Here is a 13,898-nt window from a genome sequence, read left to right on the forward strand (position 1 = left end):
ACCTCCTATTTATTCAAGACAAATAAAAAAAGACTTACACAACCTTACAGTGTAAGTCTTTTTTGCTAGAAAAGCAATATCATCGACAAATTTTCACTACTCGAATCCCACAAACAACGCCACTTCCAGCGCCAACAAGTCCACTTCCTTATCAAAATCCAACAGCACTAGCTGTTCAATTTTCTCCAATCGCTGTAATAAAGTATTACGATGAATAAAGAGTTTTTTGGCTGTTTGAGACAAGTTTCGTTTTGATTGAAAATAGACATTCAGTGTATGGACAAAGTCGGTATGTTGCTGTTGATCACTTTTCAGCAATGGTTGAAGATATTTTTTTCTGAGGGTTGCTTGTCCTTCTGCTAAAAAATAACGTTGCAATGTCTGTCTAAGATGAAAATTCGCGTAGGAAGCAATCCTCATTTCAGGTTTTTCTGCAACGAATTGGCGTTGAAAGGCTAAAACGTCAATCGCTTGTTGATACGATTCATGAATCTGGGTCAGACCTTGAATCTTAGGTCCTATTGTTAGGAAAAGTTCCACATCTTCTTGTACTTTCATTAACTGATTTATGCTGCTTTTTGCTAGGCGTTGCATCATTTTCAGATAATCGCCTTCTTTTTCAGGTGGATCTTCAACTAATAAGACAAAGGAACTGTCAATTTCAATACAAACAATTTTTTGTTTGTCCCCTAAGATAACTTGGTTTAACTGGTTACCTAAAATAGACATTCTTTCTTGCCTTTGGCGTTCATTTAAGGTTAATGAAATTAGCAAAATCGCATAGGGCTTATCTATTGCCAAGCGATAATACTGTTGAAATTGTTGGAAAACAGCTTGATCCCTCTTTTCATGCGCAATCAGCTTAAAAAATAATTCGTTTCGTTGTTGGTATTCTTCAAATTTCCGTGAGTATTCCAATTGCAATTGTAAAAGTAAGTAATGAGCTGTGATTTTAAAATGAGCCACATCGACTGGCCGTAATGGGGCCAAGGTGTTCCAGACGAGTAAATAATATAAAATAACATTTTTCTTTTTAATTGGATAAATTTCAATTGGCACCACTTGGTTCTGGAGTTTCAACTGTAAATGAATCGGTTCTTGATAAAAGCGTAATAATGGATGACTTTGTTCCAGCAATTGTTTTTGGAACTCTGAGGTTTCTTGTCTATCTTCTAAAATGCTAGAAATACGAATTGGATTTTTAGGCAAGTCAAAAAAATTAACTCCTTCAAAGTGGTCATTCAATAACAAGACAGGATTTTGAATGGTTTCTGCTAGATCCTGCAGCAAATGAAAACTGCTACTTCCCGTTTCTAAGATTTGGTAAATTTTATTATGCAATGCGGTTTCTTGCGCATTCATGTCAAATTGTTCTAACGTGACACGACTTTTCAACACGTCAGCAATTTGCGAAAAGGTGTAATTGTAAGGAATTGCTAAAATAGGAACGTTCATTTCATCTGCTAATTTGATTAGGTCTGGTGGAACTTCTTCAAAATAACGTTGGGTTTTAAATCCTAAGGCAGCACAATGGTGTTTAGCTAGTTCTTTCAAAAAATTTTTCTGTAATTTCCGATCATCTTTAAATATGTACCCTGTCGTTAACAGCAGCTCACCTGCTGTTAGCCAATCTAAAATATCAGGATTTTCTAAAATATTGACTTTTAAAATCGGTTGGTCCTGATTTTTATGTCCTGCCACTAAGGTAATGCCAGGTAATTCTTCTAACGTTAATAAATCACTCACTTTTAACATCATTTATCCTCCCAATGTACAAATTGTCCATTCAAACTTGTAAATCAATGTCATTTTTAGCAATTGTTTAGCGTGCTGGATTCTTTTATTATGAAGTCGTGAAAGCGCTATTAAAAAGGAGGTCGTTGGAATGACAAAAATTTTAGCTTATGACCAAACGATTTTATCGAAACTCCCTCATCAAACATTGACTAGTTTGCAATGTTTTACGCACGCTATTAATTATGGTCATGTAGACACCCAAGAAATTCTCTTGACCATTTCAACGCATCCCGAACATATAGCACCTAACACGATTATACTCGATGAAAAAAAACTTAGCCATTTCGCTGATTTACCTGTCCAAATTGAGCCCCTGTTTATCCGGTTAGGCCGACGACAATTAACCCTAGCCGATGCCCAAATTTGGCAACCAACGCCACTTTATTTAACACCCAGTAAAACAAAGATAGCTATTTTTTTAACGTATATTCAGCAAACTCGTTTCAATCCTTGGCAAGCGCTTTTTCCTGCTTCGTCGTCAACCTTTCTTTTTGATTCTTATAGTCGGACCCAGATTCAAAAAGAAATGGTTCATTTTCAACAGGCTTGGGAGCAAAAATCTTTTAAAATAGCTCTTGATTGTTTAACGAAGATTTTGGGATTGGGGATTGGTTTAACCCCCACTGGCGATGATTTTATCACAGGATTACTTGCTAGTTTTTCTGCATTACAGCAGCTTCCCTCGAATTTCCAACAGCTGGCTGTGCTAGCCAAGGAACGAACGAATGCGGTCAGTTATGCGGAAATTCATGAAGCAGTGAACGAACGGTTTTCTCAGCTAGTTCAGCGTGTTTTTTTATCAATTGAAAGCGGAAATACAAACGAAATGGCTCAAGCGGTTTCAGCTTTAGAGGAGGTGGGCTCAACTTCAGGAAGCGACATACTTTGCGGCATTATTTTCGGTTTAAAACTATTTTGTGAGGAGAATAATCATGACAATTCAAACAGTAATTAAAGAGAACGCCTATTTTGATTCAGTTACTTTAATGACCATTTCAACACGAGCCAATGAACTGGCTGGAGTTAAAACTGCAATGATTGGGATGGGAACCGACATGAATCTTGAAGTGATTCGGAATGTTGGTTTATATACACCCGCCTTGGAGCATGTTACAACAGGTGATTTATTAATTGTTTTAGATCTTGATGACCAAGCGAACTCAGAAGAAATTTTACAGCAAGTCGACGAGTTATTTACGAAGAAAAAGAAAACCGCTTCTTCTGAAGTAACCTATAAGACGTTAGATTCAGCCCTTCATGAAGAGCCTGATGCCAACTTAGTTGTAATTTCTGTCAATGGAAAATTTGCTGCACGAGAAGCGCATAAAGCTTTAGATCAGCAAAAACACGTCATGCTCTTTAGTGATAACGTGACGGTTGACGAGGAATTAGCATTAAAACAAAAAGCACACGAAAAAGAACTGTTTGTGATGGGCCCTGATTGTGGAACAGCGATTATTAATGGCGTCGGGTTATGTTTTGCTAACGAGGTACGTTCAGGAGATATTGGAATTGTCGGCGCTTCTGGTACAGGCAGCCAAGAAGTTAGTGTCCAAATCCATAAATATGGTTATGGGATTTCACAATTAATTGGTACTGGCGGCCGTGATTTGTCTGCTGAAATTGGTGGGCTGATGATGCTTGACGGGCTGGATGCCTTAATGGCTGACGAACAAACTAAGGCAATTTTACTTATTTCTAAACCGCCTGCTCCAGAAGTAACAGAGAAAATTTTAAAAAAATTAGCTGTTTCAACTAAACCAGTTGTTATTTATTTTATCGGCAGTGAACAAACGGAACGAAAAATAGACAACGTCACTTTTGCTACTTCTTCTCTGGATGCAGTTCAAAAGGTGATTCAATTTAGTCAAACACAGGAAGCGGAAACCAGCCTCTATCAAAATCCGACAGGCGCAACGTTAACAGCCATCCAACAGCAACAAGCCCCTTCTCAAAAATTTGTTCGTGGGTTGTTCTGTGGTGGCACTCTTTGTGATGAACTTTTATATGCTTTAACAGAAGTCTCTGATGATGTTTATAGTAATATTCATAAAATTCCTGAACGACAATTAGCAAATCCTGACCACAGCCAAGCACATACATTGATTGATTTCGGTGATGATCGTTTCACAGAAGGCCGCCCACATCCAATGATCGATCCGACTTCTCGGATTACTCGCATTCTTCAAGAAGCCAAAGATCCTGAAGTGGCAGTTTTAGCGTTAGATTTTGAATTAGGTTATGGTTCTCACGAAAATCCTGTTGGCGTGTTAGCGGAGGCGTTAAAGGAAGCCAAAGCAATAGCAAAAGCAGATGGTCGTGAGTTAGCCATTATTGGCTATGTTTTAGGGACCGAAGAAGATCCACAAGATATTCATGAACAGCGGAAAATTTTAGAAGATTTAGAGGTTCTCGTTGTCGACAGCAGTCATCAACTTTGCGAAGCCACCAAAACTTTTGTAAAAGGAGCGAACGAACATGAGCAGAAATGATCTTTTTAAACAGCCTTTAGATACGATCAATGTAGGCATTGACTTTATTCATGAAGATATGAAAAAACAAGGGATTCCTTCACATCAAGTAAATTGGGCACCGCCAGCCAATGGTGACCCAGAGCTATTGAAATTATTGGATCAATTAAAAAATCCAACACTTTATGAAAAAATCCAACAAGCCAACGAAGAAGCGGTTACCCGCATTATTCAATCAAAACCTATTTTAGTAGGATTTGATAAAGCAATTAATGTCATGCCCGATATGACTGAAACGACCATTTTACATGCTGGGCCACCCATTACTTATGAAAATATGTGCGGACCGATGAAAGGTGCCGTTCAAGGAGCGCTTGTTTTTGAAGGATTAGCAAAAGATCTAGCTGATGCCGATCGGGTTGCTCGTTCTGGCGCGATTACGTTTTCTCCTTGTCATGAACATGATGCCGTTGGTTCCATGGCTGGCGTGACTTCTCCGAATATGTACGTTCATATTATCAAAAATGAAACGTACGGCAACACGGCTTTTACTAATTTAAGTGAACAATTGGCGAAAGTTTTACGATTTGGTGCAAATGATCAATCCGTCGTGGATCGCCTGATTTGGATGCGCGATGTTTTAGGTCCATTACTTCATGATGCCATGACTTTTTGTCCAGAAGGCATTGATTTACGCTTAATGCTTTCGCAAGCCTTGCATATGGGCGATGAGTGCCATAATCGCAATGTAGCTGGAAGTACGTTGTTAGTCCAAGCATTAACGCCTTACATGGTTCAAACTGATTTTTCTCGTGAACAATTAAAAGAAGTATTTGAATTTCTTGGCAGTTCTGACTATTTTTCTGGTCCGACTTGGATGGGCGCCGCTAAATGTGCGTTAGATGCTGGGCATAATGTGGAGAATAGTACAATTGTCACCACCATGTGTCGCAACGGGGTCGAATTTGGGATTCGTGTCAGTGGGATTGGCGGAAATCACTGGTTTACGGGGCCTGCCCAACGGGTGATTGGTCCGATGTTTGCTGGTTACACACAAGAAGATGCTGGTTTGGATATGGGCGATAGTGCTATTACAGAAACGTATGGTGTTGGCGGATTTGCTATGGCAGCTGCACCAGCAATTGTCCCATTAGTTGGCGGAACAGTGGCAGAAGCATTGAATTATTCAAAAGAAATGCTGGAAATTACTACGAAAGAAAATCCCAATGTCACGATTCCTGTTTTAGATTTTATGGGGATTCCTTCAGGCATCGATGTCTTAAAAGTCTTAGAAACAGGGATGCTGCCTGTCATTAATACTGCTATTGCTCATAAAGAACCGGGGATTGGTATGATTGGCGCTGGATTGACTAATCCGCCAGCAAATGTCTTTAACGAGGCACTAAAAGCTTTAGTAGCTAAAATAAACTAATTTCAAAAACTTAGTAAAATGTCATTTTTTTTGGAGCGATCATATGAAAAATAAATCGATCAATTACGAAGCCGTTTTAGCTCTTGTTGTAAAAATTTTTTTGGGAATGTTCCTGTATTGGATCATGAATGGCTTTCGACATGTGTCTAACTTTTTTCCTTACAATGACGTAGTTACCAAAGTGAATCAGCAGGGATTTTACAAATTTATCTATTTTGTTATGAACTTCACGGAAGGGGAATTTTACGGTGGACTTTTTACAACGTTTTTCTTACTAATCGGCGGTCTGATTGCTTGGCAACTTTATCGAAAAAATTCAAAATGGCAGGGATTTGCAATTGCTGGTGGCTCTGGTGCTTGGCCTTGGGTACTTGCTTCTCAGCTACTTTCCCTCTTTTTAACTATTTATGTTTTTGATTTTACACGCTTTTTTACAAAAGAAGTGTTGTGGTTACCAACGTTTATTGTGGTGGTCGGCACGCCGCCAGCTTTAACGCTCGTTTATGGTCCTGGCTGGAAAAAATTAGGAACGATTTCTCTGTTGAGTGCGCTTTTCACCTTTCCGTTTGCCAATTGGCTGAATGCGCAATTGATGCCCCTTTTAAATGTACCTGGGACAGTTTCCAACGTTACCACAATGGCTTTTGTTGGCTGGATTGTTTCAGCCATCTGTCATCAACTTCCTTGGATGGTTCCTTCTGTTGCACCAATCGCTCAGAAGCGGCAAAAACAACCTAAAATTGAAAATACGCAAACCTTTCAATGGTCAATACGACGCACTTTTGCTGACTTCTCCGAAGCTTGGTTTTATGGAAATGAGTTAGTTGGAGGTTTGGTAATTCTAGGCGTTTTAACAGATTGGTTTGTCAATATTAATCATATTACAAATGGTTCTGGCTTGGTTCCTGACATTTTAATGGGACAAATGATTGCTTCGGCTGTTGGTGTTTTTCTTTATCGAAAACATTTCGCTGAAGAAGGTTGGTATCCAACGTTTATGCCACTGGTCAGCATTGTTCCTGGTGTGATTTTAATGATGGGTGGTGGCTTTTGGCTTTCCCTGACCATCGCCGTTTTAGCAGGAATTAGTGCGGCCCCTGTCGGTAGCTATATTGCTAAACGATTACCTCCGTTTGTTCCTGGTGCTGTCGGCTTTGTATCAGGAATGGCTGTTGTAACCATTTTATTGTCAGCCGTTTTGCATACATTTGATATTTTTGTATAGTGAATAAAAAGAAGCGAATGACGATTCGCTTCTTTTTTAATTGACCAATCCCCTTTTTATCCGTATTCTTAAGCAAAAGGAGGTTTTGCCATGTACTCCATGTTAAAACGTGTGATAACGGAAAAAGATTTGCTTCGGCAAATTCGTTTGTTGGAACAGTTGTTAAATGTTCCCCAGCTGACAGCCAAGCGTTTAGCCACGCAAATCCAAACGACAGAGCGAACCGTTTTTTCGGATTTACAGTATATTCGCAGTCAATTACCCGCCGACTGGTCCATTGAAACCGATAGCAGTGGTATTCGGTTACGTAATCAGGGGAATGCGCAAACCAATGAGCTTTGGTCATTATTTTTACCTCAATCCATTAGTATTCAACTATTAAAAGAGCTACTATTTACGAAAGAGTTAGTGACAACTTCTTTTTTGAGCACTAGTGGTGTTTCTTATGAAACTTTGAAGCGACATATCAAGAAAATGAATCAGGCCTTACGGGATTTTCATTTAATGATTCAGCTAACTACAACCACCATTCAGCTAATCGGGGCAGAAAGCAATATTCGGATTTTTTATCATCGTTTGTTGGTGCCTTTTACTCATAATAATTATTTTTTTGACGATTATTCTATTCATGAGGAGCATTATTTTCAATTTTTGAAACAAGTTTACAGTAGTGAGTTGACGGTGGAAACGGAAGAAATTTTTGGTGCTTGTTGGTTTTTCATTAACACGATTCGCAACAAAGCCAATTGCCGAGTGAGTCAATTTTCTTTTGATTCAAAAGATGTCTTGTTTCAACTTTATCAACCGTCCTTGGCAAAACTTTATGCTTCTGAAGGTATCTATTTGCAAGGAGAAGAAAGTTTTTTCGCCTTCTTTTGTTTCTTAGAAAGCTGGAATTACGATAATGTCTATGGCGAAACGTTGGCTTCTGCGCTCCACACTCATTACAGTCAGCTGCGAAAATCGTTACAGCAGTTTGTCACTAATTTGTCCACTGAAGAAGCCCGGCCTGATTTAATCCAAACAAATTTATTGGATAATCTGTTATTGTTATTCATTAAATATACCGAGTCCCCAACACTTTCTGAGCAATTTCAATTGGAATATCAAGAATTAATGACCGAACAAGCCGCGGAGGACCTTGCGTTATCAAAGAGCAACCAAGAACTTTTGGAGATTTTATCTCGCTACACCACGATTGAAGAACCAACTTATTTTCTTAGTTTGGCTTCTTTGTTAGAAAAACAAGCCAGTTATTCCATTCAGGCGCAAACGATGACTGCCTATTTCCTCTTTCAAGGGGAACCTGCTTGGAAAGCTTTTTTACAACAAGAATTAGCTGCTTATTTAGGTACTCGTGTGAAATTACAAGCTATTGAATATGTGGAACTAAGCCAGTTGACGTTAAATGAAGCCGACATAATTATTTCCAATTTCCCCTTGGATCATCTTGATCTTCCTGTCTTTTATCTCTCTTTAATTCCAACAAAAAATGAACTCCGCCGACTAGCAGAGCTCACTCTTCATTCTTATTTTTAAAGGAACTAGCGAGGACATTCGCTAGTTTTTTGGCTTTCTTTCGTCATGAATCGTTTGGTTATATATTTTTCCCCTTCAACAAGGAAAAACAGACTCACAACATGGACGAAAATCATTGCTAATTGAAGGCCATTTAAAGAAGTTGTGCCAATTAATTGCTGCGCTACTGGCAAGTAGACCACTAGTGCTTGTAGTAAAAAGAGGATTCCTAATGAAGCAAACAACACTTTATTTTGGAAAAAGCCTGTGCTTAACGACGGATCAACCAACTTACGACAGTTGATCATATACGCTGCTTGCGCTAAGACGATACTTTGTAAGAGGAACGTTTGCTGTAAGGCTTGGCCCTCAAATTGTAACGCCATGAGGTAACCTGGTACCATAATGAGTACCGACACATAGACGATTCTAAAAATACTGTACTTTGTTAAAATGCCTTCGTTGACATCTCTTGGTGGTCGTTTCATGATATCAGCACTCGCTTTTTCAAAACCTAATGCATAAGACAAAGTAATCGTAGTTACCATGTTTACCCATAATATCTGGACAGGTGTCAACGGTAGAGGATGATTCATTAAAAGCGCCCAGACAACAATTAAACCTTGTGCTAAAGAGGTTGGCAAGAAGAAGGTAATCGTCTTTTTCAAGTTATCAAAAATGCGGCGTCCTTCTTTCACGGCTTTAGCAATCGTATGGAAATTATCATCTGCCAAAACCATATCTGCGGCTTGTTTGGTTACTTCACTTCCTTTAATTCCCATGGCAATTCCGACATCAGCTTTCTTTAGTGCTGGCGCATCGTTCACACCATCGCCGGTCATTCCGACAATTTCGCCATTGTTTTGTAAAGCCGTGACAATTCGTAATTTATGTTCTGGCGTCGTTCGTGCAAATACATCGACTTTTTGAACGTGCTGAGCTAATTCTTCATCTGACATAGCATCAATTTCTAATCCTTCAAGGACTTTTTTCGTATGCTTTAAACCAACTTGCTCGCCAATGGCTTGCGCTGTATCTTTATGGTCTCCGGTAATCATTTTGACGGAAATACCTGCTTCTTGAGATTCTTTGACGGCTTGAATGGCACTTTCTTTTGGGGGATCGATGATGCCTGCCAGTCCAGCAAACGTCAATCCTGACAATGTTTCATGCGTCAGTTCCTGTTGTGACGTAACTGTCTTATAAGCGAAACCTAATACCCGTTGTCCTTTTTGCGCTAATTGCGCAGCTTGTGCTTGCCAAGCACCTTTTTGATTATCAGATAACGTAGAAAGTTGTAACAATACTTCTGGCGCACCTTTGACATAAATAATTGAACCTTCTGCTTGCGGATGGCGAGTGGCCATGTATTTGTAACTTGAACTAAACGGAATTTTCTTTTCTACAGGGCGTAAAGACAGTTGATCCTGATCAACATATTGTAGTAAAGCTAACTCGGTAGGATTCCCTTGTAAGTCGGCGATTTTTTGTTGGTCTTGTAATTTCAATTCTTGACAGTTGGCCATAATCTCTTTGACAATGGTCATTTCTTCAGTCACTACATCCATTACCGTCATTTCATTTTTAGTTAGCGTTCCTGTTTTATCTGAACAGATAACTGTCATTGAACCTAATGTTTCAACGGAAGGCATGCCTTTAATAATCGCATTTTCTCTAGCCATCTCATGAACACCCATCGATAAAATCATCGTTAACACAGCAGGTAAGCCTTCTGGAATCATTGCTACAATTAATGCAATCATCGCAGAAAATAAGAGGCTCCATTCCATGCCATGACGAAAAGTGGTAAAGAAAATCAGAAACACGATCAAGACCATAATCCCTTGGAAAATTTGCTTGTTTAATTGGTGCATTTTCCGTACGAGCGGCGTTGTTTTTTGATCTACCGACTGCAACGCGTGATTAATTTTTCCAACTTCAGTGGAATCTCCTGTTTCTACTACAACACCTAAGGCCGAACCTGCTTGGACAAGTGTTCCTGAAAAAGCCAAATTCTTTTGATCGCCTGTTGGCAATTCCTCATTCAAGGAACCGGTAATTTTCTCCACGGCTTCTGATTCGCCTGTCAAAATTGATTCTTCAATCATCAGATTATGAACATCAAATAAGCGCAAATCTGCTGGAACTACATCGCCAGCTTGTAACGTGACTACATCTCCCAGAACCAATGTTTCAGAAGAAACGGTTGTTTTTTGTCCATCAATTAGAACGACTGCCTCTTGGCCCATCATCTGTTTCAGGCCGTCTAATGATTCTTCTGCTTTACGCTCTTGCCAATAACCGACAAAGCCATTGACAAGCACCACTAGAAAAATGATACTTCCTTCGACCACTTCGCCTGTGGCAAATTTTAGAATTGCGGCAGCGAGTAAGACCACCATTAGTAAATCTGTAAAATGTTTGGCTAGCTTTTGCCACGTTTTCAGTTGTTGTTTTTCTTCAATTTTATTTGGACCATTCGTTTGTAAACGTTGCTGACGTTCTTCGCTAGAAAGACCCGTTTGCTTCGTCTTAGTCTGCTCGATTACTTTTGTTGAGGAAAGTTGATACCATTTCATTTCGTGTACCTCCTATTTACTTGATACCTTTATTATAGAGAGGATTTTCTTCACAAAATGGTCGATAATTTCAGTGGCCCCTGAAAAAAATGGGGCCGAGATTATTAAAGAAAGGAACAACCCGCATTTTAGCGGGTTGTTCCTTTCTTTTAAATATTTTCTTGTTCGACCACCAATTGACTTTTGCCAATTAACGCTTTGACATCAATAATTTCACCATTTTTACGTCGGTCTGCTAACTCAACTGAGGTGGTAAACAACAAGTCACTAGAAGAGTTCAACGCTGTTTCAATGGAATCTTGGACTACGCCGACGATAAAGCCAACGCCGACGACTTGCATGGCAATATCATTGGAAATGCCAAACAAACTACATGCAAGCGGAATTAACAACAAGGAACCACCAGCAATTCCTGAAGCCCCACAAGCAGAAACAGCGGCGATGATACTCAACAATAATGCTAAATAGATTGGCACGGACATGCCTAATGTGTGGACTGCCGCCAATGTCATAATGGTAATCGTAATGGCTGCGCCGCCCATATTAATCGTTGCGCCCAGCGGAATAGAGACCGCATAAGATTCTTCATTTAAATCCATTGCTTTCGCCAATTCCATATTAATGGGAATATTGGCCGCAGAACTGCGTGTAAAGAATGCGGGAATCGCACTTTCCTTTAATACAAAAAAGACTAACGGATACGGATTTTGCCGAATATTCCAAAAAACAATCGCTGGATAAACGACTAAAGCAACCACGGCCATCGTACCAATTAACAATAATAGTAACTGACCATACTTGGCTAACCCTGCAATGCCTGTTGTTGCCACCGAATGAAACACCAAACCTAGAATTCCAATTGGCGCAATGCCGATAATCATTTGAACGACCGTGGTAATCCCTGTTGAAAGATTGGCAATCACATCCTTGGTAGCGACCGAACTTTGACGTAGCCCAATACCGATTAATGAGGACCAAAATAAAACAGATAAATAATTGCCTTCAATCATCGCTTGAATCGGATTTTGGACAACGCTTGTTAACACATTGCTTAAAACATCACTAAGTTGCGTTGGGGCTGCTTGCGCTTCCTGCGCCGCCTCCAAAACAATCTTAACGGGAAACAGATAGCTTGCCGTCACGGCAACAACAGCTGCCAAAAATGTCGCTAACAGATACACAACTAAAATTGATCCAACATATGTTTTCGCCCCAGCCTTTTGTTGGGCTAGCGACGCAATAATTAAGACAAAAACTAAAATCGGCGCAATTGCTTTTAAGGCGCCCACAAACAATTCACCAAGAACGCTGATGAAGGTCCATTCTGGCACCAAGAAACCCAAGGTGGTTCCAATCACAATCCCTATCATGATTTTTTGAATTAACGATAATTTCCGAATCGCTTTGACCATTCACTTCACGCTCCTTTAAAATAAAATACAGTTTGGGACATACTACCATAATTATTAAGATAAAAAAAGAGTGTTTCTCAAAAAACTTTCATTTTTCGAGAAACACTTGGTCAACTCATCAATTTCGTCTATTTTTCTGAAGACTTTTCCGCTGAATGTTCTTTGTTTTTATGGTGATGGTGGTGATGACTTTGTTTAGAATACAAGTAGGATTTTGCTACGACCGAAATAAACATAGCCATAATCCCCAAGCCTACTGTAGCATAAATCATGGTGAAAATTTTTCCCAAGTCAGTAACTGGATGAACATCTCCATAACCAATCGTGGTTAACGTCATAAAACTTAAATATAACGAATCTAATGGCGACAATTTTTCCACTGTTGAATAAAAAATAGTCCCACTCAACAACGTGGTTGCCAGTAAAAAGAACAAGGCACGAGTGTCTTCTTTTTTTAAGATACCTAAAAAAGATGAAAATAATTTTTTGACAGAAATAAGTAAAGATAGCAAAAAAATGACCTCTTTCTATTGTTAATCTCTTCTTAACGTTAGCACTTTTTAGATAAAGTTCAACTTTTTAATTGGTGTGGTTAAAGAAAATTTATTTTTTTGTTATTTATAATACACTTCATCTAAAAACAACCCTTGTGCAGGAGCCGTTTCACCTGCGCCTTCTCGGACTTTTGTTGCGAATAATTCGTCAATTATCGCTAATTCTTTGGTGCCTGCACCAATTTCTAAAAGTGTCCCAACGAGGATGCGGACCATTTTATGCAAGAAACCATTACCCACAAAAGTGAACTGTAACATTTCGCCGTTTCTTTCAATCGTAATCTTTTCAATCGTTCGAGTAGTCGATTTTTTGGTTTTTTTCAATGCTGAAAAGCCAATAAAATCATGGGTCCCTATTAATTTTTGGCAAGCTTGTTCCATTTTTTCTTGATCCAACGCTTTGGGAAAGTGAAAACTATGATACCGTTCAAAGGCATTAGGAATTGGGCTATTCCAAACATAGTAGCTGTATTGTTTGCCTGTGGCGTTATACCGTGCATGAAAACGTTCAGGCATTTCTGTAACTTCTTTAACAACAATATCGCCAGGTAAATATCGATTTAAAAAGGATAACATTTCGGTTGTTGTTAGTGAACTAGTCGTTTTAAAATTCGCTACTTGACCACGTGCATGTGTGCCGGCATCCGTTCTGCCTGAGCCAATAATTTCAATCGGTTCACCCGTCATTTGTGTTAAAATACTTTCAATTTTCCCTTGAATCGTTTTCTCTGAATTACCTAGTCGTTGCCAACCTAAGTATCTTTTACCATCGTATTCAATGGTTAATTTTATGTTGCGCATGGGCGAAGCTCCTTCGTATTCTTTTTCTCTCTTATCATAGCAGAAATAGGTGGATTTTTCTTCTTTTCCAAGAATAAAACACCTCTTTTCCATAGAAAAGAGGTGTTTT

10 protein-coding genes are annotated in these 13,898 nt (G+C 39.2%); 5 read left to right on the forward strand and 5 right to left on the reverse strand.

Going from position 1 to position 13,898, the window contains the following annotated elements; genetic code table 11:
• Positions 1–96: 96 nt before the first annotated feature.
• Positions 97–1,758, reverse strand: a complete 1,662-nt coding sequence (locus tag IGJ90_RS12560; RefSeq protein ID WP_002367376.1) for a PucR family transcriptional regulator — start codon at positions 1,756–1,758, stop codon at positions 97–99.
• Positions 1,759–1,885: 127 nt separating this feature from the next.
• Between IGJ90_RS12560 and IGJ90_RS12565 the strand changes: the two genes are divergently transcribed.
• From IGJ90_RS12565 to IGJ90_RS12585, 5 genes are all read left to right on the forward strand, one after another.
• On the forward strand, positions 1,886–2,752 hold the full coding sequence (locus tag IGJ90_RS12565; protein WP_002367377.1) for a DUF2877 domain-containing protein: 867 nt from the start codon (positions 1,886–1,888) through the stop codon (positions 2,750–2,752).
• A complete protein-coding gene (fdrA, locus tag IGJ90_RS12570) occupies positions 2,730–4,289 on the forward strand; it encodes an acyl-CoA synthetase FdrA (protein ID WP_025186696.1) in 1,560 nt (519 codons plus the stop codon). The genes IGJ90_RS12565 and fdrA overlap by 23 nt, the downstream gene beginning before the upstream one ends.
• Positions 4,276–5,700, forward strand: coding sequence for a DUF1116 domain-containing protein (locus IGJ90_RS12575; RefSeq protein WP_002355045.1), 1,425 nt, complete (start codon positions 4,276–4,278; stop codon positions 5,698–5,700). Before fdrA ends, IGJ90_RS12575 begins: the two co-directional genes overlap by 14 nt.
• A gap of 43 nt (positions 5,701–5,743) precedes the next feature.
• The gene (locus tag IGJ90_RS12580; protein WP_002367380.1) at positions 5,744–6,925 is read left to right on the forward strand and encodes a hypothetical protein; all 1,182 of its coding nucleotides are present in this window, start codon (positions 5,744–5,746) and stop codon (positions 6,923–6,925) included.
• Between the two features lie 99 nt (positions 6,926–7,024).
• The gene (locus IGJ90_RS12585; RefSeq protein ID WP_002367383.1) at positions 7,025–8,464 is read left to right on the forward strand and encodes a helix-turn-helix domain-containing protein; all 1,440 of its coding nucleotides are present in this window, start codon (positions 7,025–7,027) and stop codon (positions 8,462–8,464) included.
• 5 nt (positions 8,465–8,469) lie between these two features.
• Here IGJ90_RS12585 and IGJ90_RS12590 read toward each other — a convergent pair whose 3' ends face one another.
• From IGJ90_RS12590 to truA, 4 genes are all read right to left on the reverse strand, one after another.
• Positions 8,470–11,022 carry a cation-transporting P-type ATPase gene (locus IGJ90_RS12590; RefSeq protein WP_438768223.1) on the reverse strand — a complete coding sequence of 851 codons (2,553 nt, stop codon included), beginning with the start codon at positions 11,020–11,022 and terminating at the stop codon, positions 8,470–8,472.
• 149 nt (positions 11,023–11,171) lie between these two features.
• A complete protein-coding gene (sstT, locus tag IGJ90_RS12595; RefSeq protein ID WP_002355037.1) occupies positions 11,172–12,434 on the reverse strand; it encodes a serine/threonine transporter SstT in 1,263 nt (420 codons plus the stop codon).
• 128 nt (positions 12,435–12,562) lie between these two features.
• Positions 12,563–12,946: a potassium channel family protein gene (locus tag IGJ90_RS12600; protein ID WP_002367385.1), complete on the reverse strand. Its 384-nt coding sequence runs from the start codon at positions 12,944–12,946 to the stop codon at positions 12,563–12,565.
• 102 nt (positions 12,947–13,048) lie between these two features.
• Complete coding sequence (truA, locus tag IGJ90_RS12605; protein WP_002367386.1) at positions 13,049–13,789, reverse strand: tRNA pseudouridine(38-40) synthase TruA; 741 nt, start codon at positions 13,787–13,789, stop codon at positions 13,049–13,051.
• Between the last annotated feature and the right edge of the window lie 109 nt (positions 13,790–13,898).

It is taken from the genome of Enterococcus sp. AZ129 (genome assembly GCF_051714505.1).
Classification (GTDB): domain Bacteria; phylum Bacillota; class Bacilli; order Lactobacillales; family Enterococcaceae; genus Enterococcus; species Enterococcus faecalis.